The sequence below is a fragment of the Janthinobacterium sp. KBS0711 genome, from assembly GCF_000988085.1.
Taxonomy (GTDB): Bacteria; Pseudomonadota; Gammaproteobacteria; order Burkholderiales; family Burkholderiaceae_D; genus Janthinobacterium; species Janthinobacterium lividum_E.
Window position 1 is genome coordinate 303800 of record NZ_LBCO01000033.1, and the last position, 26990, is coordinate 330789.

Annotated in this window: 19 protein-coding genes; 15 read left to right on the plus strand and 4 right to left on the minus strand. The window is 63.4% G+C overall.

Annotated features, from left to right (window positions below):
- The 5 genes from VM94_RS29150 to VM94_RS20060 form a co-directional block, all read left to right on the plus strand.
- A partial coding sequence (locus tag VM94_RS29150) for an NPCBM/NEW2 domain-containing protein (RefSeq protein ID WP_046685663.1) occupies window positions 1-1157 on the plus strand: 1157 nt, incomplete at its 5' end.
- A 99-nt stretch (window positions 1158-1256) separates the two neighbouring features.
- Window positions 1257-4202, plus strand: a complete 2946-nt coding sequence (locus tag VM94_RS20045; protein ID WP_046685038.1) for a TonB-dependent receptor plug domain-containing protein — start codon at window positions 1257-1259, stop codon at window positions 4200-4202.
- Between the two features lie 493 nt (window positions 4203-4695).
- The gene (locus VM94_RS20050) at window positions 4696-7737 is read left to right on the plus strand and encodes a TonB-dependent receptor (protein ID WP_046685039.1); all 3042 of its coding nucleotides are present in this window, start codon (window positions 4696-4698) and stop codon (window positions 7735-7737) included.
- Window positions 7738-7803: 66 nt separating this feature from the next.
- Complete coding sequence (locus tag VM94_RS20055) at window positions 7804-9195, plus strand: Gfo/Idh/MocA family protein (RefSeq protein WP_200899242.1); 1392 nt, start codon at window positions 7804-7806, stop codon at window positions 9193-9195.
- 128 nt (window positions 9196-9323) lie between these two features.
- Entirely contained in the window at window positions 9324-10631 is a 1308-nt protein-coding gene (locus VM94_RS20060; RefSeq protein WP_235432963.1) for a DUF3472 domain-containing protein, read from the plus strand.
- Between the two features lie 3 nt (window positions 10632-10634).
- On the opposite strand, the gene VM94_RS20065 is transcribed toward VM94_RS20060, so the two are convergent.
- From VM94_RS20065 to VM94_RS20075, 3 genes are all read right to left on the minus strand, one after another.
- Window positions 10635-11147: a hypothetical protein gene (locus VM94_RS20065; RefSeq protein WP_046685040.1), complete on the minus strand. Its 513-nt coding sequence runs from the start codon at window positions 11145-11147 to the stop codon at window positions 10635-10637.
- A gap of 116 nt (window positions 11148-11263) precedes the next feature.
- Window positions 11264-11641: a SirB2 family protein gene (locus VM94_RS20070; RefSeq protein ID WP_046685041.1), complete on the minus strand. Its 378-nt coding sequence runs from the start codon at window positions 11639-11641 to the stop codon at window positions 11264-11266.
- 86 nt (window positions 11642-11727) lie between these two features.
- Window positions 11728-12174 carry a GNAT family N-acetyltransferase gene (locus VM94_RS20075; protein ID WP_046685042.1) on the minus strand — a complete coding sequence of 149 codons (447 nt, stop codon included), beginning with the start codon at window positions 12172-12174 and terminating at the stop codon, window positions 11728-11730.
- Between the two features lie 225 nt (window positions 12175-12399).
- Between VM94_RS20075 and VM94_RS20080 the strand changes: the two genes are divergently transcribed.
- From VM94_RS20080 to VM94_RS20090, 3 genes are all read left to right on the plus strand, one after another.
- Window positions 12400-13701 (plus strand): MFS transporter, encoded by a 1302-nt coding sequence (locus tag VM94_RS20080; RefSeq protein ID WP_409929572.1) that lies wholly within the window; start codon window positions 12400-12402, stop codon window positions 13699-13701.
- Window positions 13698-15083: a NarK family nitrate/nitrite MFS transporter gene (locus VM94_RS20085; protein WP_046685044.1), complete on the plus strand. Its 1386-nt coding sequence runs from the start codon at window positions 13698-13700 to the stop codon at window positions 15081-15083. The genes VM94_RS20080 and VM94_RS20085 overlap by 4 nt, the downstream gene beginning before the upstream one ends.
- 61 nt (window positions 15084-15144) lie before the next feature.
- Window positions 15145-15837: a carbonic anhydrase gene (locus tag VM94_RS20090; protein ID WP_046685045.1), complete on the plus strand. Its 693-nt coding sequence runs from the start codon at window positions 15145-15147 to the stop codon at window positions 15835-15837.
- Window positions 15838-15951: 114 nt separating this feature from the next.
- On the opposite strand, the gene VM94_RS20095 is transcribed toward VM94_RS20090, so the two are convergent.
- A complete protein-coding gene (locus VM94_RS20095; protein WP_046685046.1) occupies window positions 15952-16323 on the minus strand; it encodes a hypothetical protein in 372 nt (123 codons plus the stop codon).
- 241 nt (window positions 16324-16564) lie between these two features.
- On the opposite strand from VM94_RS20095, the gene VM94_RS20100 reads away from it, so the two are divergent.
- The 7 genes from VM94_RS20100 (at window position 16565) to VM94_RS20130 (ending at window position 26989) form a co-directional block, all read left to right on the plus strand.
- On the plus strand, window positions 16565-20263 hold the full coding sequence (locus VM94_RS20100; RefSeq protein WP_046685047.1) for a nitrate reductase subunit alpha: 3699 nt from the start codon (window positions 16565-16567) through the stop codon (window positions 20261-20263).
- 1 nt (window position 20264) lies between these two features.
- Window positions 20265-21815, plus strand: coding sequence for a nitrate reductase subunit beta (gene narH, locus VM94_RS20105; protein ID WP_046685048.1), 1551 nt, complete (start codon window positions 20265-20267; stop codon window positions 21813-21815).
- Window positions 21816-21824: 9 nt separating this feature from the next.
- Window positions 21825-22493 carry a nitrate reductase molybdenum cofactor assembly chaperone gene (narJ, locus tag VM94_RS20110; protein WP_235432964.1) on the plus strand — a complete coding sequence of 223 codons (669 nt, stop codon included), beginning with the start codon at window positions 21825-21827 and terminating at the stop codon, window positions 22491-22493.
- A gap of 27 nt (window positions 22494-22520) precedes the next feature.
- Window positions 22521-23207 carry a respiratory nitrate reductase subunit gamma gene (narI, locus tag VM94_RS20115; protein ID WP_046685050.1) on the plus strand — a complete coding sequence of 229 codons (687 nt, stop codon included), beginning with the start codon at window positions 22521-22523 and terminating at the stop codon, window positions 23205-23207.
- 15 nt (window positions 23208-23222) lie between these two features.
- Window positions 23223-23969 carry a peptidylprolyl isomerase gene (locus VM94_RS20120; RefSeq protein ID WP_046685051.1) on the plus strand — a complete coding sequence of 249 codons (747 nt, stop codon included), beginning with the start codon at window positions 23223-23225 and terminating at the stop codon, window positions 23967-23969.
- 102 nt (window positions 23970-24071) lie between these two features.
- Window positions 24072-25058 (plus strand): GTP 3',8-cyclase MoaA, encoded by a 987-nt coding sequence (gene moaA, locus VM94_RS20125; RefSeq protein ID WP_046685052.1) that lies wholly within the window; start codon window positions 24072-24074, stop codon window positions 25056-25058.
- A gap of 44 nt (window positions 25059-25102) precedes the next feature.
- A complete protein-coding gene (locus VM94_RS20130) occupies window positions 25103-26989 on the plus strand; it encodes a type IV pili methyl-accepting chemotaxis transducer N-terminal domain-containing protein (protein ID WP_313902975.1) in 1887 nt (628 codons plus the stop codon).
- Window position 26990: the final 1 nt, after the last annotated feature.

The following is a 26990-nucleotide window of genomic DNA, read 5'->3' on the forward strand; positions in this document are numbered from 1 at the left end:
CCGCCGGCCGCGCCGCCTACGACAAGGAGGCAGAAGGCTGGTATTTCGACGCGGCGGACAGGCAAGGCACCCTGCACGTGAAAGTGGCGGCGCAGGACATCCGCCAGCCTTTAGCTTTGCAGGTTGCCGGCGCGCTGGCCGTGGCCAGAGTCGATGCCGACTTCCCCGCCGCCCCCGTGCCGGGCCGCGCCTTGCCGGCCGATGCCATGCAGGTGGTGGCGCGCCCCGCGGAAGAAAGCGGTTATCCGTTGGAAAACGCCTTCGATGGCAAGCCGGAGACGTGGTTCCGCACCGTGCGCAGCCCGTCCGTGAAAAGCGGTCCGCACGAATGGGTGATCGGCTTTACGGAACGGCGCCTGGTCGATGGCATCGAACTGGCGCCGCGCAACGACCAGCACTGGAAGCATGGCCAGGTGCGCGATTATGAAATCTACATCGGCGACAACAATGGCGAGTGGGGCGCGCCGCTGGTGCGCGGCACCTTGAAGCTGCAGGAAGGCATGCAGACGATCAATTTCCCTGCCACGGCCGGACGCCTGCTGCGCTTCCGCGTCATGAGCACGCAAAATCCGGAAGGCGATGGCGCCGCATCTCTGGACCCGATGGTGACGGCGGCGCAAAGTGCGCCGGTGGCGCGCGCGTTCGATGCGGCGCTGGCCACCGACGTGGCGCCCGTCACCTTGTCTGCATTCCGCGTGCTCGAACACAGAGTGGCCGACGGCGAGGAAGTGCAGCGTTATCTGTCGGACCTGGCGCTGCCGAAGCATATCGCGAAAGACCGGCCGGCCGGCAAGGCGGCCGAGATGCGCATGAACGGGCTGTGGTTCCGCAAGGGCCTCGGCGTGGGACCAGCCAGCCGCATCGACTTGCAGCTGGCGGGCAACTGGAATCTGCTGCGCGCCGACCTGGGCGTGGACGATAGCTGCCGCAGCGCGGGCGGCTTGCAATTCCAGGTATGGAGCGGTGAGCGGCTGCTGTACGACAGCGGCCTGGTCACGGCTCCCGGGGTGGTCAAACCCGAAATCGACGTGCGCGGCCTGAGCCAGCTCAGTTTGCGCACCCTGGGCGCGCGCGGCGCCCACCCGGCCCAGGTCTGCGGCAACTGGGCCAACGCCGTACTCACCGGCACGGAAGGCGCGACAGTCAAGCCGCGCTAACTACTTCAATCATTTCACTAAAAAAGAGCCCCTCTTCGGACCGGGGAGGGGCTCTTGCAGCCTTGCGAAAACAAATCACTTATAAAAGGGGAGTTGAGAATGCACTTGAAAAAACTGATGGCCGCGATGGTGGCGGTAGGATTGGCGTCGACGGCGCTGGCGGCGGAGGAGGATAAACTGGCGCGTGTCGAAGTGACGGGATCGAGCCTGAAGCGCATCAACGCGGAAACGGCGTCGCCGGTGCAGGTGATCAACGCCAAGCAGATCGAAAACATGGGCGCGCTCACCTTGCTGCAAGTGCTGGACAACCTGCCCGCCGCCCGCCCGGCGCAGCAGGATTTCCGCTCGATGTTCACGGGTTCCGATGGCGGTTCGCAAGCGAACTTGCGCGGCATGGGCGCGCAGGGCACCCTGGTGCTTTTGAATGGCCGCCGCCTGTCGTTCTATGGTGCGCCGGCCGGCTTCCAGACCATGTTCGTCAATATCGACGCCATCCCCGCCGCCGCCATCGAACGCATGGAAATTTTGACGGATGGCGCCTCGGCCGTGTATGGCTCCGACGCCGTGGCCGGCGTCATCAACGTGATCACCAAGAAATCGTATCAGGGCCTGGAAGCGCGCGCCAACGGCGAGTTTTCGCCGAGCGTGAAAGCCTATGGCGAGCGCCAGGCCAGCGTGCTGTATGGCCTGGGCGACCTGGCCAGCGACGGCTACAACATCTATGGTTCCGTGAACGTCTACCAGCGCGACCGCATCGCGCTGGCCGATACGTACCAGAAGCGCCCCTCGTATTTTTATGTGAACAATCCCAATTTCATCCCGAATATGCGCGTGGGCGTCGGCAGCGAACCGGGCCTGATGAATCCCGGGACCTTCTTTGTCTTCGACAAAGCGAAGAACAATGCGCGCACCCAGCGCGCCGTGAATGGCTGCAACACCAGCATTACCGAAGCGTCGGGCACGCGCTGCGTGTGGAATGCGCTGCCCAACCAGCTTGACACGGGTCCCACCTCGGAGCGCGCCACGGCCTACGTGAGCGGCCGGCTGAAACTCGGCGGCGACATGGAAGCGTTCGCGGAAGGCGCTTTCACCCACATCAAGATGCGCGGCGAGAACGGCCCGTCCAGCTTCAACAGCGGCAGCACGAACAACTGGTTCGCGCGCAACACGGGCAATACCCTGAACACGTTTGCCACGCCTTTCCTGAGCCCCAACAACGTCTACCTGAAAGGCAAGCTCGATGCCGACATGGTGGCCAAGATGGGCGGCGCGGCCGGTCTGAACTACCTGCTGCAGGATGCGCAAGGCCACTTCGGCCAGAAGAACGTCGATGAAAACTACCGCGCGCTCGTCGGCCTGCGCGGCAGCATCGGCGGCGGCTGGGATTTTGAAACGGCGCTCAGCGTGGCGGGCAGCCATTCGACGCTGTTCCAGACGGCGAACATCAACATCAAGGGCTTCGAGCAGGCATTCGGGCCGTTCACGAAAGACCCCGTCAGCGGTCGCACGTATATCTCCGACAATCCCGCTTACAAGTTCGGCGAAATCAGCGAAGCGAATGCGGCGCTGGTGCGTGCCGCCTATCCGACCTTCGCCATCGAATCGTGGACCAAGCTGATGACGTGGGATGCGAAGCTGGAAGGCACCCTGTTCAAGCTGGGCGAGCGCGAAGTGCGCGCCGCCGTGGGCACCAACGTGATGCGCGAAAGCTTCCTCACGCCCGGCAACGCGGATGCGGCCAATGGCCTGATCACGCAGCAGGGCGGTTCCTGGTTCGACGGCCGGCGCACCATCGCGGCCGTGTTTGGCGAAGTGGTGGTGCCGCTCAGCGACACCCTGGAAGTCAACGCGGCCGCGCGACTGGACAAATATCCGCATTTCTCGGCCAACCTGGCGCCCAAGCTGGGCGTGATCTGGCGCGCGCGGCCCGACCTGATGCTGCGCGGGACGTATTCGGAAGGCTTCCGCGCGCCCAACCTGGCCGAATCGGGCACGGGCGGCGTCTTTGCGCAGGTGGGCGGCATCCGCGACACGGTGCGCTGCGATGAAACGAACGCCATGGCGCGCGCGCTGATGAAGTCGAAGGTGGCGACGGATGCGGACCTGGGCAAGAGCCTGCTCAATTCGAACTGCTCCACGACGGTGGGCGGCCTGACGCCGCCGAACCAGAACCTGCGCCCGGAAAAGGCCAAGATTTCCACCGTGGGCCTGGTGCTGCAGCCGGCCAAGGACGTGAGCATCTCCATCGATTACTGGTTCATCAACCGCCGCGACGAAATCGTGCGGCAGGACTTCAACGAGCTGTTTACGGAACTGGTGGACAAGTACGGCCCGACCCTGGCCGGCACGCCCAGCGCCATCCGCAACGAACTGACGGATACGGACCGGGGCAACGTGGCGGCGGTAGCGGCCATGTGCGCCAATCCCGCCAACGCGGGCGTGTGCGCGGGCGGCGTGCCCGGTTACTCGGTGGGCAACCTGGGCGGCTTGATCAACTCGTATTCGAACCGGGGCCGCACCCTGATGGATGGCGTGGACATCGATGCGCGCACGCGCTTCGGGCTCGGCGACTGGGGCAAGCTGAGCACGGGCATCGCAGCCACCATCCGCAAGCGCGACACCCACGACAGCGAAGACGGCAGCGACATCAAGGGCAACACCGTCGGCTACTACGATTCGCCGCGCTATCGCGCGACGGTCAACGCAGACTGGAGCTACCGCAACTTCGTCAGCAGCGTCTTCATCAACTATTCGGGCAAGACGCGCTGGGCCTATGGTCCCTGGGACAAGGACAACACGCCGGAAAACTGCACCGCCGCTTCGGTGGCGCTGCCGGCCGGCCAGTGCAAGGGCGCGCCGTCGTACACGACGGTCAACCTGGCCTTCAGCTGGAAGCCGGTGAAGAACCTCGACGTGGGCCTGAACGTGAAAAACGCGTTCAACAAGCAGCCGTACTACGACCCGAACGGCTGGGAAGGCTACAACCATAGCCAGGACCTGTTTGGCCGCCAGTTCGCCCTGTCGGCCAGCTACAAGTTCTTTTAATACGTGATGCTGCCCCGGCCCACCGAAGCGGGCCGGGGTATTGCCATAGAAAAGAAAAGACAATATTCCGAAATGCGCAATACGAAAGATAAACGTAAGTGAAAGCAGATGGCCATGGCTGCTTTCGCGTTTTTCTCCCCGGTTTTTGCGCCGATTCACCATTTCTGCTCACATCACTGCAGTCGCGTGTATCTGTCATACCACGATAACGAAAGTTATAGGACGCATCACAGATTAAATCGAAAGATAAAATGCCTTTATTTGCCGGATTTGGCGATAAATTGCCGTTATAACTTTCTTTTTGTTGACGATACTTATTTTTCTTTTTAAAGTAATCCCAAGAAAACGAAAATCAGCCGATGCGGACTGATTTCCCGGAAGGTGCAACTGCCTGGAGCTACCTTCCGACGACCACCATAAAAATTGCATCCCCCCGACTTCGCCCTGGAGCGGGGAGGGCGCGCATAACCCTCGATATAGACGGAGAGACACCATGCATACCACCCGACTCAAATTGCGCGACATCAGCCGCGCCGCCGCGATCGTGATCGCACTGGCGGCCGGCGTGCCAGGCCAGGCCTGGGCACAGTCGAACGCCACCAGCACCATTTTCGGCGAAGTGAGCGCACCGGCCGGCGCCACCGTGGTGCTGGAAAACCTGGCGACGGGCGTGCAGCGCACCTTGACGCCCGATACGTCGGGCCGCTATGTGGCCAACTCCATGCCGCCAGGGCGCTATGCGGTGCGCGTGCTGCGTGCCGGTTCGGTGGAAGCATCGCAGGAAGTCGAAGCCCTGATCGGCGCGGGCGCGGAAGCGAACTTCGGTCCGGCCAGCGCGGCTGGCGCCGTGGGCCAGGAGCAGACCGTCGTGGTGAAAGCGTCGCGCAATCCGATCGACGTGTCGAACACGAACAATGGCGTGATCTTCACGGCCAAGGAATTGAAGGCGCTGCCGGTCGGCAATGACGTCGCGTCCATCGTGCAGCTGACGCCGGGCGTTTCGCGCGGCACCAACAGCGTGTATGGCAATGCGCCATCGATCGGCGGCTCGGGCCAGTCTGAAAACGCGTTCTACGTCAACGGTTTCCCCATCACGAACATCCTGACGCAGGTGGGCGCGTCGGAGCTGCCATTTGGCGCGATCTCGAACCTGCAGGTGCTGTCGGGCGGCTACGGTTCCGAATTTGGCCGCTCCACGGGCGGCGTGATCAACATCACCACCAAGAGCGGCGGCAACAAGGTCGAATTCGGCGGCAAGGTCTCGATCATCCCCCGTTCGCTCAAAGGCGAGCCGGAAAACACCTATTATCCGAACACGGGCGCCAATCCCAAGACGGACGGCAATCTGCTGTACTGGAACCGCGACAATGGCAGCACCAGCAAGGTGGTGGGCCTGTACGGCAGCGGCCCGCTGATCAAGAACAAGCTGTTCGCCTTCGTGGCGCTGGAACAGACGCGCACGGACAGCCAGGCCGTTGCCGCCACCGCGGACTCGGGCACGGCCCTGGCGCGCGGCTGGAGCACGAGCCAGAGCAAGGTGGACCGCATGATGGCCAAGCTGGACTACAACCTGACGGACGACCATCACTTCGAATACACTAAATTGTATGACCGTACGAAAACAGACAGCCAGGCGTATGGCTACAGCTACGCCACGCACGCGAGCAATGGCGTACAGGCAGGCAAGGGCGAGACGACGGTCAACTGCTGCGGTTCGTCGGCCGCGCCGGGCGCCAACATCGACATCTTCAAGTACACGGGCTACCTGACGGACAACCTGACCGTGACGGCCATGATGGGCGAATCGCGCACCTCGCACACCCGCACGCCGAATGGCTACAATCCGCTGCTGGCGCAAACGTCGTCGAATACCTCGACCCAGGTGCCCGGCCTGACGTACGCCAATCCGCAAACGGTGACGGGCACCCTGGTCGACCCGTCGTCGGAAGACCGCCAGAAAGCCAAGCGCCTGGATCTCGAATACAAGCTGGGCAAGCACTCGCTGCGCGGCGGCATCGACCGCATCGACGTGGAATCGAAAGTGGGCCTGAGCCTGGCCGGCGGCTACCGCTGGAGCTATCAGCGTGCGACCGATCCGAACCGGGCCATCAACGGCGCCTTTGAAACGCCGGCCCAGGGCGGCGGCTACGGCGCGCAGGGCTATTACGTCAGCAAGGACTTGAACGCCAACCTGGCGCGTCCGACCAGCGTGCAATCGGCGCAATACATCCAGGACCATTACCAGGTCACGGAACGGGTGCTGCTGGACCTGGGCCTGCGCCGCGAGCAGTTCACCAACTACAGCACCGATGGCGTGGCCTTCATTTCGCAGCGCAACATGATCGCCCCGCGCGTGGGCGCCACCTGGGATTACCTGGGCGACGGCACCCTGAAATTCTTCGCCAACGGCGGCCGCTACCACCTGCCCGTGCCATCGAATTTGTCGAGCAACATGGCCAGCCCCTTCCTGGCCACGAGCGAGATGTACACGTACACGGGCATCGATCCCGTCACGGGCGCGCCGACGGGCCTGCACGCGATCAGCAAGCCGTATTCGGCCAACAATGCGTATGGCCAGAGCCGCGATGCGCGCGAAGTGACGGCCGTCGGCCTGAAACCGCTGTCGCAGGATGAATTCTCGCTGGGCTTCGAACGCGCCCTGAGCAAGAAGCTGGTGGTGGGCGCCAGCGTCCTGTACCGCAAGCTCAATGACACCAACGACGACACCTGCGACGCGCGTCCGCTGCAAGCCTGGGCCACGCGCAACAGCGTCGACACGAGCAACTGGGGCGGCTTCCAGTGCGCCATCATCAATCCGGGCCGCGACAACAGCCTGATGGTCGATTTTGACGACGGCAAAGGCTTGCGCCGCGTGGATATTTCGGCGGCGGAGTGGGGCAATCCGAAACCGGCACGCACCTACCGCGCCCTGAACCTGTTCGTCGAGCACCCGTACACGAACGGCTGGTACGGCAAGCTGACCTACACCTTGTCCGGCTTGAAGGGCAATATGGAAGGCCAGACAGACAGCATCGGCGGCGGCGACGTGGGCCTGACGGTCAGCGACGACCACAAGGAACTGATGTACAACGCCTATGGCTACCTGCCGGGCGACCACCGCCACGCCTTCAAGGCCTACGGCTTCATGCAGGTCATCCCGGACGTGATGGTCGGCGCCAACCTGTCGCTGACGTCGGGCGCGCCGCGCAACTGCATCGGCGCGCTGCCCGACAACCTGAAGTTCGAAAACGACTACGGCGATTCCTACTTCTATTGCGATGGCAAGCCGGCGCCGCGCGGCAGCCAGGGCCGCCTGCCTTGGCAAGCCCAGCTGGACATGAATCTGGCCTATACTCCCAGCGCCGTCAAGGGCCTGAGCCTGAAAGTGGACGTGTTCAATGTGTTCAACAGCCAGACCGTGACCCGCTACAACGAGACGCGCGAAGACCATGGCGCCATCGCCCGCAGCTATCTGCAGGTGGCCGGCCGCACGGCGCCGCGTTCCGTGCGCTTCACGGCGGAATACACCTATTAAACTGCAGCCGGCCTGCCGCGCGGCGGGCCGGCGACGATCATTACCAATGGAAGCGAGAAGAGACCAATGACGACACAAATCAATCGACGCAATTTCCTGTCCGCCAGCGCTGCGCTGGCCGGTGGCGCCATGGCCGGCAGCGCACTGCTGCCTGGCGAGGCCAACGCCGCACCCGCCGCCGGCCGCGACAAAGTCCGCCTGGGCCTGATCGGCACGGGCATGCGCGGCCAGGTGCTGCTGGCTGAACTGGTGCGCCGCGATGACGTGGAAGTGGTGGCCCTGTGCGATATCGAACCGATCATGCTGAAACATGCGCTGGGCCAGGTGGCCAAAGCCGGCAAGCCCCGTCCCCGCACGTACGGCGAAGACCGCGACCAGAAAGCCTACAAGCGCATGCTGGACGCGGGCGGCCTCGATGGCGTGATCATCGCCACGCCGTGGGAATTCCACGCGCCGATGGCGATTGCCGCCATGCAGGCGAAGATCGCCGTCGGCTGCGAAGTGGTGGCCGGCATCACCCTGCAAGACCACTGGGATGTGCTCAATACCCAGTTGAAGACTGGCACGCCGTACATGCTGCTGGAAAACGTGTGCTACCGCCGCGATGTGATGGCCGCGCTGCAGATGGTGCGCGCGGGCCTGTTCGGCGAACTGCTGCACCTTCAGGGCGGCTACCAGCACGATTTGCGCGCCGTGAAATTCAACAGCGGCAATCCGGCCAAGCCGTATGGCGGCGGCGTGGAATTCGGCGAGAAGGGCTGGTCGGAAGCCCATTGGCGCACGCAGCACTCGGTCGAGCGCAATGGCGAACTGTATCCGAGCCACGGCATCGGCCCGTGCGCCATGTACACCAATATCAACCGCGGCAACCGTTTTACGCGCATCAACGCCTTCGCCACCAAGGCGCGCGGCTTGCACGACTACATCGTCAAGCAGCCGGGCGGCGCCCAGCATGCGAACGCCAAGGTCAAATTCAAGCTGGGCGACATCGTCACCACCACGCTGGCGTGCGAGAACGGCGAAACCATCATCCTGCAGCACGATACGAGCCTGCCACGCCCATATTCGCTGGGCTTCCGCGTGCAAGGCACGGACGGCCTGTGGATGGACTTGAACAATTCGATCCACATCGAAGGCGTCAGCAAGCCGCACCAGTGGGACGACTTCAAGGCTTACCAGGACAAGTATGAGCACCCGGTCTGGCGCAAATACGCGGCGCAAGCGGAAGGTGCGGGCCACGGCGGCATGGACTTCTTCGTCATCCACGCCTTTGTCGAAGCCCTGAAGGCCAACGCGCCGATGCCGATCGATATCTACGATGCCGTGACGTGGAGCGCCATCACGCCCCTGTCCGAGCAATCGATCGCCGCCAACTTCCAGACCCTGGACTTCCCGGATTTCACGGGCGGACAGTGGAAATCGCGCAAGCCGATCTTCGCCCTCGACGGCAAGTACTAAGCTCCATTCGCCCGCTACCGCACCAGTTGCCGTAGCGGGTTTTTTCTATCCATCCAGTTTTTCAACCGCGGCGCAGGCGCGCAGGCCCGTGTTCGCCCGCCGCAAAGCTGTACCACCAGGAGACGTTGATGAAACACAGAAGTTCATTACTCTATGCCATCCTTCCCGCCATGCCCTTGCTGCTGGCAGCTTGCGGCGGCGCCACCGCCACGGGCAACGGCAATACGGCCTTGCTGGCCGCCAGTGTGGCGGCACCGGCCACGACGGCAACCGTGGAGCTGGCCGGCAACGCCTTCATCACCAGCGGGAACGCGGGCGCCGTCATCAACGATCGTGGCCTGGCCGGCTGGAGTGATCCGAATGCCGTCGCCAGCACGTATTTCCGCGTGGCCGAGGCGGGACCCGTGCAGGTGGCGCTCGACGCCAGCCTGGCCGATGGCGGCAACAGCACCATCCGCGTGAAGATCAACGGCACGCCGTTCGACGTCAAGCTGGCCGGAAAGGAACGCAAGACCTATGCCGTTGGCACGGTCAATGTGCCGGCAGCCGGCTATGTGAAGGTCGACATGCAGGGCTTGAAGCGCGTGAAGGGCACGTTCGGCGATGTCTCGGCGCTGAAGGTGACGTCGAACGCCGCGCTCACCTACGCGAATGACTCCGCCAATTACTACTGGTCGCGGCGCGGCCCGTCCGTGCACATGGGTTACACGGTGCCGGCCAATACCGAGTATTTCTATAACGAGATGACGATTCCCCAGGGCCAGGATGCCATCGGCTCCTACTTCATGGCCAACGGCTTCAGCCAGGGTTACATGGGTATCCAGGTGAAGTCGCCGAGCGAGCGCTGGATCTTGTTCTCCGTGTGGGACGCCGACAATGGCGCCAAGACCACCCTGGTCAGCAAGGGTGCCGGCGTGGTCGACAACGCATTTGGCGGGGAGGGCACCGGCGGGCAGACGTACCTGTCGTATAACTGGACGGCCGGCACGACCTACCGCTTCATCACGCGCGCGCGGCCAGACGGCAATGGCGGCAGCGATTATTCGGCCTGGTTCTTCGCGCCCGAAACGGGCAAGTGGCGCTACATCGCCACCTGGAAGCGGCCCGCGATCTCCACGTATCTGACGGGCGTGCATTCCTTCCTCGAGAACTTCATCGACACCCTGGGCTACACGGAGCGCCGCGTCCAGTTTGACAACCAGTGGGCGAGGAATGCATCGGGCACGTGGTCGGAAGTGACGGCGGGAAGGTTCACGGGCGACGCCACGGCCACGAATGCGCAGCGCATGGATTATGCGGGCGGGCTGGAGAACGGCAAGTTCTACCTGCATAACGGCGGTTTCTTTGCCGATTTCGTGAAAACCAGCCAGAACTTCACGCGCCCGGCCGCGGGCCAGGCGCCTGCCGTCGACGTGAGCGCCTTGCCGATGCAGTAAGTCTTACCCTGGCCGCTTGCCCACCATCGCATCGATGCCGCGATAGTAGGCGAGCGGCCGGCCTATCGTCACGCCCATCAGTGCCGCCGCCTGGATGATGTCGTCTGTATCGCGCCGGTAGACGATCAGCGCATCCATTTCATCGGAGCCGTTGCCGTCGATCTGGATCAGGTCATAGCCGCCTTCGTCCACGGCGCGCTGCGCCAGTTCCGTATCGAGCCACTCGAAATAGGGCAGCACGCTGCCGTCGCTTTCCTTGAGCAGTGCGTACGGGAAGTCGGGGAATTCGTCGAACATGTCCTGTATCTGTTCGTGCAGTTCATCGATCTTGTCGCTCGACGCCATGTAGCCGCCCAGTTGCGAGAGGAGTTCCACCGCGTAGGCTTGCGCATCGCTGTCGATCCACTCGTCGCGCGGGGCGGAATGCGCATCGGTGATGGCGGCGACGGCGTGGTCGAGTTCCTCGCCTTCCAGGTCGCCGCAGGTCAGCTTGGTCAGCAATTCGGATAGCAGCATGTTTGCCTTTCAGGGTGATGCGGGGCCAAGGTGGCCCGCCTGTCGATGAAGTTGCAAATATTATCATTGCTCTCCACTTGGGTGCGTCCGGTAGAACTGGGGCGCGCCGCAATCGCTCAGAGCGGCCAGGCCTGCTTGGTGACGGCCACGGCAACGATGTAGGCAAATACCAGCACGGCGAGCGCGAAGGCAGTGCCGCGCACGGCTGGCGTCTTGCCCCGTTTTAGCGCGATGGTGCCCAGCACGATGTAGGCGACCAGCGCGCACAGCTTGGCGGCCAGCCAGGGCTGGCTGCCCGGCGACTGGCCGCTCCACACGGCCAGGGTGATGGCGCTGGCCAGCAAGGCCGTGTCGACCAGGTGCGGCAGGATTTTTACCCAGCGCTGCTGCAAGGCGGGCGAGGCGCGCAGCATCCATGCGCCGCGCAAGAGGAAAAGCAAGCCGCTGGCGGCGGCGCAACCCATGTGGAAATGCTTGAGGCTCAGATAGTCCATGCGTGATGTGGTGGGCGTTGATTGACGGTGGCGCCAGCATAGCCGCCTTTGGCGCGCCGCGCCATACACCGTCGGGAGGAGACGACCTAAGGCAGGAATTTGACGTACACGAGCTCCGGGTCTCCGTCGTCGAGATGGTCGATCTGCCCGCTGCGCACGAAACCCGCGCTGGCGAACAGCCGTTGCGCGGCCAGGTTGGACTGGTTTGTCGACGTGAAAAGCTTCGCCGTCGTGCACGCGGCTTCGGCGGCGGCCAGCAGGCGCACGCCCACGCCGCAGCGCTGATGCGCGGGCGAGACCACCACCAGCGAGACAAAGCCGTAATCGAAGAAATCGTCGCGCGTGAGGACATAGCCTGTCACCTGGCCGGCCCGGATGGCCACCTGGCAATGGCCTTTGCCGACGGCGGTGCGCACGGCCTCGCCCCGGCTGGCGTGCGCCTGCGCATACGCGTCGCAGGCCAGCATGGCGTCCACATCGCTTGGCAGCGCGGCGCGCGTGATGATCCCGTCTGTTTCGTCTCTGTTCCGCATGGCGTTCCTTTTCTCCAGGCGCCGAGTGTGCCAAAAAAGCGTCCGTTTGTAAAACACCCGCCATCCAGGCTAGGTTCATACCCCGCCATCTAGTCACTTTTGCCGATGCGGCTATCCAGATTGCCTTTCCAGAATCACCCTGTGGCCGATAGTGCCTTTCGACTCTGCCACGTAAGCTGGTCGGGACGGCTGGCCAGACGGCCAGTGCATTCATGGAGAAACATCGTGGCTACCCTAGATGGCACTAAGAACAACAGTAGTAACAAGGCAGTCGAACCCGGCAAGCGGCGCAAGCAGGCGTCCGTGCTGATCAGCAGCACCTTCGCCTTCACCATCTGCTTCGCGGTATGGATGATGTTTGCCGTACTGGGCATCCCCATCAAGACCAGCCTGGGCTTGACTGAAACACAATTCGGCCTGCTGGCCGCCATGCCCGTGCTGACGGGCTCTCTCGTGCGCGTGCCCCTGGGCATCTGGACGGACAAATACGGCGGACGCCGCGTCTTCTTTTGGCTGATGCTGGCCAGCGTGCTGCCGATCTACCTGATCTCCTACGCCACCGCCTACTGGCACTTCCTCGTGCTGGGCATGTTCGTGGGCCTGGCGGGCGGCTCGTTTTCCGTCGGCACGCCCTACGTGGCGCGCTGGTATGAAAAGGAGCGCCGCGGCCTGGCGATGGGTATCTTCGGCGCCGGCAATTCCGGTTCCGCGCTGACGAAGTTCGTCGCACCCGGCATCGTCGCCGCCTTCGGCTGGCAGATGCTGCCCAAGGTGTATGCGGTAGCCATGCTGGCCACGGCCATCATCTTCTGGCTGTTTTCGTACACGGACAAATCGCATCTGGCGCCATCGGGCGAAAGCTTTTCGGCGCAGATGAAGGTGCTGAAGGACCCGCGCGTGTGGCGCTACTGCCAGTACTACTCGGTGGTGTTCGGCGGCTACGTGGCGCTGGCGCTGTGGATGACGAAGTACTACGTGGCCGAATACGGTTTCGACCTGAAACACGCGGCGCTGCTGGCCGCCTGCTTCTCGCTGCCGGGCGGCGTGCTGCGCGCCATGGGCGGCTGGATCTCCGACAAATATGGTGCGGCGAAAGTCACCTGGGCCGTGATGTGGGTGTGCTGGGTGTGCTTCTTCCTGCTGTCGTATCCGCAAACGCAGATGGTCGTGGAAACCGTCACTGGCCCGCTGGCCTTCCATATCGGCCTGTCGCCGCTGTGGTTCACCGTGCTGCTGTTCATCGTCGGCATCGCCATGGCCGTGGGCAAGGCGTCCGTCTTCAAGTTCATCGGCGATGATTTTTCCGACAATATCGGCGCCGTCTCGGGCGTGGTCGGCCTGGCCGGCGGCCTCGGTGGCTTCATCCTGCCCGTGATGTTCGGCGCCCTGGTGGACTTCACGGGCGTGCGTTCGAGTTCCTTCATGCTCCTGTACGGCACCGTCTGCGTCTCCCTCGTCTGGATGCATTTCTCGTTCAAGCCGCAGCGCGCGGCACCTACCAACCAACTCGCAGGAGCTAAAGCATGAGCCGCTACATGATCAATACGTGGGAGCCGGAAACCCCGAGCTTCTGGCAAAACACGGGCAAGGCCACGGCCGCGCGCAATCTGTGGATTTCGATCCCCGCGCTGCTGCTGGCATTTGCCGTGTGGATGGTGTGGAGCGTGGTGGTGGTCAACCTGCCCAACATCGGCTTCACCTACAGTAACAACCAGCTGTTCTGGCTGACGGCGTTGCCGGGCCTGTCCGGCGCCACCTTGCGCATCTTTTATTCGTTCATGGTGCCGATCTTCGGCGGGCGCCGCTGGACGGCCATTTCCACGGGTTCCTTGCTGATTCCCGCCATCGGTATCGGCCTGGCCGTGCAGGATGTGAACACCGGCTATCCGACCATGCTGATCCTGGCCTTGCTGTGCGGCTTCGGCGGCGGCAATTTCGCCTCGTCGATGGCCAACATCAGCTTTTTCTATCCGAAGGCCAGCAAGGGTTTCGCACTGGGCATGAATGCGGGCCTGGGCAACCTGGGCGTGTCGGTGGTGCAGTTCGTCGTACCGCTGGTGATCACGTTTGCCGTTTTCGGCGCCTGGGGCGGCGATTCGCTCACCTGGGTCAAGAATGGCGTGAGCAAGGAAATGTGGCTGCAAAACGCGGGCTTCATCTGGGTGCCGTTCATTGCGCTGTCGACCTTGCTGGCCTGGTTCGGCATGAATGACCTGGCGTCAGCGAAAGCCTCGTTTTCCGAGCAGGCCGTGATCTTCAAGCGCAAGCATAACTGGCTCATGTGCTGGCTGTACACGGGCACTTTCGGCTCCTTCATCGGTTATTCGGCCGCGTTTCCACTGCTGATCAAGATCCAGTTTCCCGACGTGAATCCGCTCGATTACGCCTTCCTGGGACCATTGGTCGGCGCGCTGGCGCGCGTGGCCGGCGGCGTGATTTCCGATAAACTGGGCGGCGCCCGCGTCACCCTGTGGTCTTTCCTGCTGATGATAGCCGCCGTGTTGGGCGTGCTGTACTTCATGCCGCAAGCGGGAGTGGGCGGAAGCTTCAGCGGCTTCTTCTGGATGTTCATGCTGCTGTTCGCCGGCACGGGCATCGGCAACGCGTCGACCTTCCGCATGATCCCCGTGATCTTTTTGACGGAGCATCAGCGCGCGGCCGCCGGCAAGGGCAAGGCGGTACAGGAGCAAGCCATCGTCGACGCCAACAAGGAAGGCGCTGCCGTCCTGGGCTTCACCTCGGCCGTGGCCGCGTATGGCGCCTTCTTCATCCCGAAAAGCTATGGCACGTCGATTGCGCTGACGGGCAGCCCCGACGCGGCCCTGTGGTGCTTCATCGGCTTTTATGTCAGCTGCATCGCGATCACCTGGTGGTGCTATGCGCGCAAGAATGCGCCGATGCCTTGCTAGTCAGCGTCAGAACGCCGGGCGAGTCCTGCTTGCCCGGCGTTGAACACAGTAAGAGGTAGTCATGGAAGAACTGGAAAAATTCGTCAACGGCTTCAGCCTGTTTCAGCAGCAGTACTTCAGCGAGCCGCAAACCCTGTACGACAGCCTGCGCGACGGGCAGCGGCCTTCGACCTTGCTGATCGGCTGCTGCGATTCACGGGTCGATCCCATGCTGCTGACGGGCAGCGACCCGGGCGACATGTTCGTCGTGCGCAATATCGCGAACCTCGTGCCGCCGTGCACGCCCGATGCGCCGCCCGGTGTCAGTTCGGCCATCGAGTTCGCCGTTTGCAAGCTGGAAGTGGCCAGGGTCATCGTGCTCGGACATGCGCGCTGCGGCGGCATCCGCGCGCTGCTGGAACCGCAGCCGCGCGCGGAGGGGCAGGAAACGGACTTCGTGGGCCAGTGGATGCGCATCGCCGAACCGGTGGCGCAAAGGGTGCGGCGCGAGCTGGCGCACCGCTCGTCGGCGGAACAGCACCACGCGTGCGAGCTGGCCAGCATATTGCAGTCGCTGGACAACCTGCTCACTTACCCGTGGCTGAAGCGCCGGGTGGAGCAGGGGGCGTTGAAACTGCATGGATGGTATTTCGACATCGACAGCGGGGCGCTGATGGCGTATTCGGCGCGCCAGCAGCAGTTTTTGCCCTTGGTCTGTCCGATAGAAAGGGCGCGTCATCTGCATGAGCGCCCTTGGCCGGATACGGGCAGGTAATCAAAACGTGCGGCCAACAAGGTGTCGGATTACGCTACGCTAATCCGACCTACCTTGCTCTACATCAATCACCTAGGTCGGATTAGGCCGCAGGCCGTAATCCGACAAGTTCCCTCAGCTAAAACGCAATAAATCCCCGCTGCGGTCAAACGCCAGCAGGCTGTCGATGCGGCCTTGCTCGATGGCCGTCACCATGGCGCGCAGGGGCGCTTCGCATTCCTGCGCGGCGGGCGGCTGGCCCTCGCGACCCGCCAGTCCCGCCACGAAGACCACGTCCCAGTGCGTCTGCATCTGTTTCGACTCCTCCTTCAATGTCTCGAAGCTGTCCAGTTCCTCGGGCAGCTTGTCGGCGCACATCACGGGCGTGAGGGACTTGCCCTGGCCGCCAGGCTGGGCCTGCGCCTGGGTAAAGGTGAACAGCAGGCGTTGCGGCTGCTCCTGGTTGCGGGCGCTGCTCAGCAGGCTGGCGTAATCGGTAATGCTCATTGTTTTCTCCTGATTGAACGATGGCGACAGGTATACCGCAGCTCCGCCTTGCCGCCCATAGGCAATAGTGACTATCCGGGTGACTACGCGCCTATGCATTCCTGGTGCCGGAAACCGACTTCTTGCCAATACCGCCGGGCGCGGCGCGTCGATAGACTGTTTGTATCGACGCTTGAGCCATCCTGCTTGCAGCGTTTTTTAAGACCTGGCGCCGCTGTCGGCGGCGCAATGTGGAGGTAGCATGAGTCACTTTCTGGACCGCCTGAAATTTTTTAGCAAGCCCGCCGAGTCGTTTTCAAACGGCCACGGCACCGTGGTCGATGAAGACCGTACCTGGGAAAACGCCTACCGCCAGCGCTGGCAGCACGACAAGATCGTGCGCTCCACGCATGGCGTGAACTGTACCGGCTCGTGCAGCTGGAAGGTATATGTCAAGAATGGCCTGATTACCTGGGAAACCCAGCAAACCGATTACCCGCGCACGCGGCCCGACCTGCCCAACCACGAACCGCGCGGCTGCCCGCGCGGCGCCAGCTATTCCTGGTACGTGTATTCGGCGCAGCGCGTGAAATACCCGATGGTGCGTGGCCGCCTGATGGAAATGTGGCGCGAAGCGCGCAAGACCATGGACCCCGTCACGGCCTGGGACTGGATCAGCCAGGACCCCGTACGCTCGCAGCAGTACAAGTCCATCCGCGGCCTGGGCGGCTTCGTGCGCGCCACGTGGGAAGAGTCGAATGAAATCATCGCCGCCGCGAATGCGCTGACGATCAAGAAATACGGCCCGGACCGCATCGTCGGCTTCTCGCCGATTCCCGCCATGTCCATGGTCAGCTATGCTTCCGGCACGCGCTACCTGTCGCTGATCGGCGGCGTGGCCCTGAGCTTCTACGACTGGTACTGCGATTTGCCGCCAGCCAGCCCGCAAGTGTGGGGCGAACAGACGGACGTGCCGGAATCGGCCGACTGGTACAACTCGACCTATCTGATGGTGTGGGGCTCGAACGTGCCGATGACGCGCACGCCGGACGCCCACTTTTATACGGAAGTGCGCTACAAGGGCACGAAAACCGTCGCCATCTCGCCTGACTATGGCGAAATGGTGAAGTTCGGCGACATCTGGCTGGCGCCGAAGCAGGGCACGGACGCCGCGCTGGCGCTGGCCATGGGCCACGTCATCCTCAAGGAATTCCATTCGGAAGGGCAGAGCGCCTACTTCCGCGACTATGCGCGCCAGTACACGGACTTCCCCATGCTGGTGCTGCTCAAGGAGCACAACGGCACCCTCGTGCCCGACTACTTCCTGCGCGCTTCGCACCTGGACAACAACCTCGACGAAACGAATAACCCGGAATGGAAAACCCTCGTCATCGACGAGACGACGGGTGCGATCACGGCGCCGGCCGGCTCCATCGGCTTCCGCTGGGGCGAGTCGGGCAAGTGGAACCTGGAACAGAAGGCCGGCGGCAGCGGCGCGCCCATCGTGCCGATGCTCTCCATGATCAACGACAGCGACGCCGTCACGGAAGTGGGCTTTGCCTACTTCGGCGGCAAGGATGCGTCCGACATGTTGCTGCGCAAGGTGCCGGTGAAAACCATCCGCCTGGCCGACGGCACGACGGGCCTGGTGACCACCGTGTTCGACCTGACGCTGGCCAACTACGGCATCGACCGCGGCCTGGGCGGCGAAAACGTGGCGGAAAGCTATGACGACGACGTGCCGTACACCCCCGCGTGGCAAGAGAAGCACACGGGCGTGAAACGCGCCGACGTCATCACCGTGGCGCGCCAGTTCGCGGAAAACGCGGACCAGACGCGCGGCAAGAGCATGGTCATCGTGGGCGCCGGCCTGAATCACTGGTACCACATGGACATGACCTACCGCGGCATCATCAACATGCTGATGATGTGCGGCTGTATCGGCCAGTCGGGCGGCGGCTGGGCCCATTACGTGGGCCAGGAAAAACTGCGTCCGCAAACGGGCTGGACGCCATTGGCCTTCGCCCAGGACTGGGTACGTCCGATGCGCCAGATGAACGGCACCTCGTTCTTCTATGCCCACACGAGCCAATGGCGCCACGAAAAGCTGGAAACGGGCGACATCGCCTCGCCATCGGCGGCCGGCGGCACGGGCGACCTGACTCTGCTCGACTACAACGCCAAGGCTGAACGCATGGGCTGGCTGCCATCGGCGCCGCAGCTGCAAACGAATCCGCTGGAAGTGGCCAAGGCCGCTGCCGCCGCAGGCCAGAAGCCGGCCGCGTATGCGCTCGACCAGATCAAGGCGGGCCAGCTGCAGTTTTCGTGCGATGACCCGGACAATCCGGCCAACTTCCCGCGCAATATGTTCGTGTGGCGCTCGAATATCCTCGGCAGCTCGGGCAAGGGCCACGAGTACTTCCTGAAATACCTGCTTGGCACGCAAAACGGCTTGCTCAGCGATGAAGACGACTGCCTCACGCCGAAACAGGTGAAAGTGCGCCCGGCCGCCGAAGGCAAGCTCGATCTGCTCGTGGTGCTGGACTTCCGCATGTCGACCACGTGTTTGTATGGCGACGTGGTGCTGCCGACGGCCACCTGGTATGAAAAAGACGATCTGAACACGTCGGACATGCATCCGTTCATCCATCCGCTGTCGGAAGCCGTGCAGCCGCTGTGGCAATCGAAGTCGGACTGGGAAATCTACAAGGGCATCGCCGAGAAATTCTCGGAAATCGGCGGCGAGCTGCTGGGCACCCAGCAAGACATCATCCTCACGCCGCTGATGCACGACACGCCCGGTGAACTGGGTCAGCCTTTCGATCCCAAGGATTGGCGCGCCGGCGAATGCGAAGCGATTCCCGGCAAGACCATGCCGAACATGACGGTAGTCGAGCGCAATTACCGCGACGTGTACAAAAAGTTCACCTCGATCGGCCCGCTGCTGGAAACCATCGGCAACGGCGGCAAGGGCATTTCCTGGAAAACGGGGCATGAAGTCGACGTCCTGCGCGGCATCAACCGCACGGTGCTGGACGAGGGCGTGTCGAAGGGCCAGCCGCGCCTCGATACGGCCATCGATGCGGCCGAGATGATCCTGTCGCTGGCGCCGGAAACGAATGGCCACGTGGCCGTGAAAGCCTGGGCCGCGCTGTCCTCCATCACGGGACGCGACCATACGCACCTCGCATTGCCGCGCGAGCATGACAGCATCCGCTTCCGCGATGTGCAGGCGCAGCCGCGCAAGATCATTTCCTCGCCCACCTGGTCGGGCCTGGAAAGCGAAGAAGTCAGCTACACGGCCGGCTATACCAACGTGCATGAACTGATCCCTTGGCGCACCCTGACGGGCCGCCAGCAGTTCTACCAGGATCATTTGTGGATGCGCGATTTCGGCGAGGGGCTGTGCGTGTACAAGCCGGCCATCAACACGAAGACGACGGAAGCGCTGCTGGGCACCAAGCCGAACGGCAACAAGGAACTGGCGCTGAACTTTTTGACGCCGCACCAGAAGTGGGGCATCCACTCCACGTATTCGGACAACCTGCGCATGCTGACATTGTCGCGCGGCGGACCGCACGTGTGGCTGTCGGAGACGGACGCGCAAGCTGCCGGCATCGTCGACAACGACTGGATCGAAGTCTTCAACGTCAATGGCAGCCTGACGGCGCGCGCCATCGTCAGCCAGCGCATCCCGGCCGGCATGACGATGATGTACCACGCCCAGGAAAAGATCATCAACGTGCCTGGCGCGGAGATGACGGGCAAGCGGGGCGGCATCCATAACTCGGTGACGCGGGCCGTGCCCAAGCCGACGCACATGATCGGCGGCTACGCCCAGCTGGCGTACGGCTTCAATTACTACGGCACGGTGGGCTCCAACCGCGATGAATTCGTATTGGTGCGCAAGATGAACAAGGTCGACTGGCTCGAAGGCCCGTTGCAGGAACAAGGAGCATAGTATGAAAATCAGAGCGCAAATCGGCATGGTGCTGAACCTGGACAAGTGCATCGGCTGCCACACCTGTTCCGTCACCTGCAAGAACGTATGGACCAGCCGCGACGGCGTCGAGTACGCATGGTTCAACAACGTGGAAACCAAGCCCGGCATCGGCTATCCGAAGCAGTGGGAAAACCAGGACAAGTGGAACGGCGGCTGGCGCCGCACGGATGCGGGCAAGATCGAGCCGCGCCAGGGCAGCCGTCTGAAAATCCTCGCGAATATCTTCGCCAACCCGAACCTGCCCGCCATCGACGAGTACTACGAGCCGTTCACCTACGACTACGAGCACCTGCAAAGCGCGCCGCTGTCGCAGACGCCGCCGACGGCCCGTCCGATCTCCGTGCTGACGGGGAAAAAGATGGAAAAAATCGAGTGGGGTCCGAACTGGGAAGATGACCTGGGCGGCGAGTTTGCCCAGCGCAGCAAGGACAAGCTGTTCGACAACATGCAGAAGGAGATGTACGGCACGTTCGAAAACACCTTCATGATGTACTTGCCGCGCCTGTGCGAGCATTGCCTCAATCCGACGTGCGTGGCGTCTTGCCCGTCCGGCTCGGTGTACAAGCGCGAAGACGACGGCATCGTGCTGATCGACCAGGACAAGTGCCGCGGCTGGCGCATGTGCATCTCCGGTTGCCCGTACAAGAAGATTTACTACAATTGGTCGTCCGGCAAGGCGGAGAAGTGCACGTTCTGCTTCCCCCGCATCGAAGCGGGCCAGCCTACCGTGTGCTCGGAGACGTGCGTGGGCCGTATCCGCTACCTGGGCGTGCTGCTGTACGACGCGGACAAGATCGAGGCTGCCGCCTCCGTGCCGCAAGAGCAGGACTTGTACCAGGCGCAGCTCGATCTGTTCCTCGATCCGCACGACCCGGCCATCATCGCCGAGGCGCGCCGTCAGGGCATCCCCGACCTTTGGCTGGAAGCGGCCGTCAAGTCGCCCGTCTACAAGATGGCCGTCGAGTGGAAAGTGGCGTTCCCGCTGCATCCCGAATACCGCACCTTGCCGATGGTGTGGTACGTGCCGCCCCTGTCGCCGATCCAGGCGGCCGCCGAATCGGGCAAGCTGGGCGTGAACGGCATGCTGCCGGACACCCAAAGCCTGCGCATTCCCGTGCAGTACCTGGCCAATCTGCTGACGGCCGGCGACCAGCCGCCCATCGTCTCGGCGCTGGACCGCATGCTGGCCATGCGTGCCTACATGCGCAGCAAGACCGTCGAGAAGGTGGAAAACCTCACGGTCCTCAAGCAAGTGGGCTTGAGCAAGGCGCAGGTGGAGGACATGTACCACATCATGGCCATCGCCAATTACGAAGACCGCTTCGTCATCCCCAGCAGCCACAAGGAAATGGCCGAGGACAGCTTCAACGAGAAGGGTTCGTGCGGCTTCAGCTTCGGCAACGGCTGTTCGGACGGCACCAGCGAACCGACCTTGTTCGGCAAGAAAAAACACGGTTCGGCCATCTTCATGCAGATGCCGAAGTCGCGCAAAACGGCGCCAGGCGCTTAAGGAGCTGATATGGAACACGCTATGCATCACTACCAAGTCCTCTCGCGCCTGCTGCTGTATCCGGAGCCCGAGCTGATCGCCCACCTGCCGCAGCTGGACGCCGCGCTGGCGGCCGTGCCGGAACAGCACGCGCTGCTGCGGCCCTTGCTGGCGCACCTGGAAAGCAGCAGCCTGATCGACCTGCAGCAGCAGTACGTGGCCACGTTCGACCGCAATCCGTCGCACTCGCTGCATCTGTTCGAGCATATCCACGGCGAATCGCGCGACCGGGGCCAGGCCATGGTCGACCTGATGGAGGAATACAAGCGTCACGGCCTGCAAATGGTGGGCGACGACTTGCCCGACTTCGTGCCCCTGTTCCTGGAGTTCCTGGCGCAGCTCGACGAGGAAGTCTCGGCGCCGCTGCTGGGCGACGCCGTCCACGTGCTGGCGCACATCGGCCGCAAGCTGACGGCCAACGGCAGCCCGTATGCACCCGTCTTCACCTTGCTCGAACGCCTGAGCCCCGTGCCGGCGGAAATGCTGGCCGAACCGCCGGTGCGCGACATGGATGAAGCGCTGGAAACATTCGGTCCCGGTGCGGACGGCGTCGAGCCCCTGCTGCGCCAAGGTCCGGCCCAGGTTCCGGGCGGCGTCCATCCCGTGCATTTTCACCCGCAGCCGCGGCGCGCCGCTTGAAGCGCGCCCGCATGAGGAGAGTACATCATGAGTAATTACTTGCATCAATTTGTGTATGGCATTTATCCATACATCGCGCTGGCCATCTTTTTCCTCGGTAGCCTGATCCGTTTCGACCGCGAGCAATACACGTGGAAGTCCGATTCCAGCCAGCTGCTGCACCGCGGCAGCCTGCGCCTGGGCAATATCCTGTTCCACATCGGCATCATCGGCCTGCTGTTCGGCCATGCGGCCGGCTTGCTGACCCCCGTCTGGGTGTGGGACACCCTGGGCGTGTCGCACAGCCTGAAGCAGGGCGTGGCCATGGCGGCCGGCGGCGTGATGGGCGGCCTGTGCCTGGTCGGCATCCTGATCCTGCTGGTGCGCCGCTTCAGTAACGACCGGCTGCGCGCGGTCACCACGGCAGGCGACAAGCTGGTGATGCTGTGGATCCTGCTGACCTTGCTGTTGGGCCTGTCCTCGATCTTCGTCTCGGCTTCGCACATGGATGGCCACATGATGGTCTTGCTGATGAACTGGGCGCAGCACATCGTGACCTTCCGCGGCGACGCGGCCAGCTTCATCGTCGATGCGCCGCTGGTGTTCAAGCTGCACCTGTTCATGGGCATGTCGCTGTTCGTCATCTTCCCGTTCACCCGCCTGGTGCACGTGTGGAGCGGATTCGGCGCCATCGGATATCTGGGCCGCGCCTATCAACTGGTGCGCCGCCGCTAAGAAAGGAGTCACATCATGGGAATCTCCGTCAATGGCATCGATATCGATGATGCCGACATCGCGCAGGAACTGCCGCATCACGACGGTGCCGGCAACCCTTTGAAACAGGCCGTGCATGAACTGGTGCTGCGCCGGCTGCTGCTGGACGAGGCCGAACGCCTCGGCGTGCAGGGCGGCAGTATTGACGACCGCATCGAAGCGCTGTTCGCGCAGGAAGTGCGCGTGCCGCCCGCCGACGATGCGGCTTGCCGCACCTTCTATGCGCAGCGCCCGCAGCTGTTTTGCAGCGGGGCGCTGGTCGAGGCGCGCCACATCCTGTTCCAGGTAACGCCCGAGGCGCCCCTCGAATTGCTGCGCACGACGGCGCAAGCCGTGCTCGACGCCCTCAAACTGGCGCCCGAGCGCTTCGGCGAACTGGCGGCGCAGTATTCGAACTGCCCGTCGGGCGCCCTGGGGGGGAATTTGGGCCAGCTGTCGCCGGGCCAGAGCGTGCCGGAATTCGACGCGCTGCTGTTCCGCCTGGAAGCGGGTGCGCTGGCCGGCCATTTGCTGGAAACGCGCTTCGGCTACCACATCGTGCAAGTGCTGCGCCGGGTCGAAGGCCAGCCCATCGCCTACGAGGCCGTGCAGGCGCAGATCGCCGACCGCCTGTCGCGGGCCGCGTGGCAGCGCGCCGTGCACCAGTATCTGCACCTGCTGGTGGGGCGCGCCGAGATCGCCGGCATCGAGCTCGAAGGCACGGCCAGCCCGCTGGTGCAGTAGGTAGAAATGCGTAGACCGAAAGGCGTAGGCCGCTAGGCCTTCTGGGGCACAGCCAGATCGTGCCCCAGCCTTTACAATCAAGGAAGAAACAGGAGTAGCGTCATGGGTAGCGTCAAGTTGCAGGACCGTTTTGGCCGTTCGATCGATTATGTGCGGCTGTCCGTCACCGACCGCTGCGACTTGCGCTGCAGTTACTGCATGCCCAAGGGCTTTCGCGGTTTCGAAGAGCCGAAGGACTGGCTGACGTTCGACGAGATCGAGCGCCTGATGGGCATCTTCGTTCGCCTCGGCACGCGCCGCGTGCGCCTGACGGGCGGCGAACCACTGTTGCGGCGCAACCTGCCGGAACTGGCGCGCAAGCTGACGGCGCTGCCCGGTCTGCAGGACTTGTCGCTGTCGACCAACGCCACCCAGTTGGGCAAGCACGCCGTGGCCTTGCGCGCGGCGGGCGTGGACCGCATCAACGTCAGCCTCGATTCGCTGGACCGCGCCTGCATGCAGCAGATCACGGGGCGCGACAGCCTGCAGCCGATTTTGGATGGGCTGATGGCGGGCAAGGCGGCCGGTTTCGACCCGATCAAGATCAATATGGTGGCCATGCGCGGCATCAATGACGGCCAGATCGAGGCCATGGCGGCGTTCTGCATCGAGCAGCAGTTCATCCTGCGCCTGATCGAAGCCATGCCGATGGGCAGCACGGGCCGCAATGCCAGCTATATGCCGCTCGGTCCCGTGCGCGAGCGCCTGGCGGCCCGCTTTGGCCTGGTGCCGCAGGCAACGGAGCTCGGTGGCGGGCCGGCACGCTACATGGCGACAGCCGATGGCCGCTCGAGCATCGGCTTCATTACGCCCATGTCGCAGCATTTTTGCGCCAGTTGCAACCGCGTGCGCCTGTCCGTCGATGGTACCCTGTATTTGTGCCTGGGGCAGGAAGAGAAATTCGCCCTCGGCCCCATGCTGCGCGGCGGGGCCACGGATGCGGAGATCGAAGCGGCGATCCGCGCCGCCATCGAACTGAAGCCGCAGCAGCATGATTTCAATACGCAGCCCGACAAGATTATCCGGTTCATGGCGCAGACGGGCGGCTGAGGCAGTTTGCATTTACATTCAAGGGCGGTATGAAATTCAAGGCGATGTTTTCCTCCTGGCAGAAGCTGTCGACCAAGATCGTCGGCGCGCTGCTGCTCATGCTGGTGCTGGCCTTGAGCGCCATCGGCTGCACCCTGTTTTTGTCGTGGCAGCTCGAAGGCAGTTCGGCCGCCATCAACGAGACGGGCCGGCTGCGCATGCAGACCTACCGCCTGACCCTGCTCCTTGCCAGCGACGCGCGCGAACAGGCGCGCCAGCAAGTGCTGCTGATCGACGAAACCCTGGCCAAGATCGGCCACGGCGACCCGCAGCGCCCCTTGTTCCTGCCTCCCAGCATGGCCATCAAGTCCGAATTCGAACGCATCGGCACGGCCTGGCGCGGCGCCTTGCGCCCGTCGGCCCTGGCCGCCGATTCCACCGCGCGCGCGCGCCAGTTCGAGCATGACGCCGATACCTTCGTCGGCCAGGTCGATCAACTGGTGCGCCTGATCGAGCACGATAGCGAACAGCGCACCTTCTGGCTGCGCGCCTCGCAGCTGATCCTCGTCGGCATGGCCGTCATCGGCACGGTCAGCATGATTTACCTGATGTTCATGCTCATCATCGAACCGGTGACGCGCCTGCGCCTGGGCATGCAGCGCATGAAGGAGCGCGATTTCAGCGTGCGCCTGGCCGTGGAAAGCAACGACGAATTCGGCCAGCTGGCCAGCGGCTTCAACCAGATGGCCGACCGCCTGCAGGCCCTGTACGGCAACCTGGAAGAGGGCGTGCGCAGCAAGACGGCCACCCTCGAATACCGCAACCGCGAACTGGCGCTGCTGTACGAAAGCGCCGCCTTTTTGCAGCGCCCGCAGCCGCTGGAAGATATCTGCGGCGGCTTCATGCAGCGCATCGTCGATTATTTCGAGGCGGACGGCTCCACCGTGCGCGTGCTCGACGCCGAGCGGGGCAACTTGCACATGGTCGTGCATACGGGACTGTCCGAGGAGCTGGTGGCGTCCGAACATTGCCTGAAGGTGGGCGACTGCCTGTGCGGCACGGCCGTCGAGATGAAGGTGGCGAAGGTGCACGACATGCGCCGCATCGACAAGGCGCACGAGCTGCGCTGCCACCGCGAAGGCTTTGCCACCGTTTCCGTCTTCCATATCCATGCGCACGAGCAGCACCTGGGCTTTTTCAACCTGCATTTCCGCCATGCGCGCGTGTTTTCCGCGCGCGAGCTGGCCTTGCTGGAAACCCTGGGCCAGCTGCTGGGCATCGCGCTGGAAAACCTGCGCCTGGCCGCACGCGAACGCGAAATGGCAATTTCCGAAGAGCGCAACCTGGTGGCGCAGGGCCTGCACGACAGCATCGCGCAAAGCCTCAATTTCCTCAACCTGCAAGTGCAGATGCTCGACGACTCCGTGCGCAACGCCCGTTTCGACGAGGTGGCGGGCATCGTGCCGGCCCTGCATGCTGGCGTGAAGGAAAGCTACGAAGACGTGCGCGAACTGCTGGCCAACTTCCGCAGCCGCCTGATGGAGGACGATCTGATCGGCTCCCTGCGCGCGGCCGTGGACAAATTCCGCCGCCAGACGGGCATCGACGCCGAACTGCTGGCCGACGTCGATGGCGCGCCATTCCCCCGCGAGCAGCAATTGCAGCTATTATTCATCGTGCAGGAAGCGCTGTCGAACATCCGCAAGCACGCCCAGGCCAGCCACGTCGAAGTGCGCCTCGCCGATCACCAGGACTTTACCTTGACGATCAGCGATAATGGCGTCGGCTTCGATGCTGCCGCCGTGCTGGAAAAGGGCGACAGCCATGTCGGCATCCATATCATGCGCGAACGCGCGCAGCGCATCGAGGCCACGTTCGACGTGCATGCCTGCCAGGGCGGCGGCACCACGGTCGAACTGCATTTGTCGCGCGAGCAGCGCCGCGCCGCTTGAG

Coding starts and splice junctions, on each gene's coding strand:
- narH (WP_046685048.1), top strand. CDS start 20,265: ATGAAAATCAGAGCGCAAATCGGCATGGTGCTGAACCTGGACAAGTGC.
- VM94_RS20045 (WP_046685038.1), top strand. CDS start 1,257: ATGCACTTGAAAAAACTGATGGCCGCGATGGTGGCGGTAGGATTGGCG.
- VM94_RS20065 (WP_046685040.1), bottom strand. CDS start 11,147: ATGCTGCTATCCGAATTGCTGACCAAGCTGACCTGCGGCGACCTGGAA.
- VM94_RS20070 (WP_046685041.1), bottom strand. CDS start 11,641: ATGGACTATCTGAGCCTCAAGCATTTCCACATGGGTTGCGCCGCCGCC.
- narI (WP_046685050.1), top strand. CDS start 22,521: ATGAGTAATTACTTGCATCAATTTGTGTATGGCATTTATCCATACATC.
- narJ (WP_235432964.1), top strand. CDS start 21,825: ATGGAACACGCTATGCATCACTACCAAGTCCTCTCGCGCCTGCTGCTG.
- VM94_RS20075 (WP_046685042.1), bottom strand. CDS start 12,174: ATGCGGAACAGAGACGAAACAGACGGGATCATCACGCGCGCCGCGCTG.
- VM94_RS20055 (WP_200899242.1), top strand. CDS start 7,804: ATGACGACACAAATCAATCGACGCAATTTCCTGTCCGCCAGCGCTGCG.
- VM94_RS20120 (WP_046685051.1), top strand. CDS start 23,223: ATGGGAATCTCCGTCAATGGCATCGATATCGATGATGCCGACATCGCG.
- VM94_RS20095 (WP_046685046.1), bottom strand. CDS start 16,323: ATGAGCATTACCGATTACGCCAGCCTGCTGAGCAGCGCCCGCAACCAG.
- VM94_RS20060 (WP_235432963.1), top strand. CDS start 9,324: ATGAAACACAGAAGTTCATTACTCTATGCCATCCTTCCCGCCATGCCC.
- VM94_RS20050 (WP_046685039.1), top strand. CDS start 4,696: ATGCATACCACCCGACTCAAATTGCGCGACATCAGCCGCGCCGCCGCG.
- VM94_RS20130 (WP_313902975.1), top strand. CDS start 25,103: ATGTTTTCCTCCTGGCAGAAGCTGTCGACCAAGATCGTCGGCGCGCTG.
- VM94_RS20090 (WP_046685045.1), top strand. CDS start 15,145: ATGGAAGAACTGGAAAAATTCGTCAACGGCTTCAGCCTGTTTCAGCAG.
- moaA (WP_046685052.1), top strand. CDS start 24,072: ATGGGTAGCGTCAAGTTGCAGGACCGTTTTGGCCGTTCGATCGATTAT.
- VM94_RS20100 (WP_046685047.1), top strand. CDS start 16,565: ATGAGTCACTTTCTGGACCGCCTGAAATTTTTTAGCAAGCCCGCCGAG.
- VM94_RS20085 (WP_046685044.1), top strand. CDS start 13,698: ATGAGCCGCTACATGATCAATACGTGGGAGCCGGAAACCCCGAGCTTC.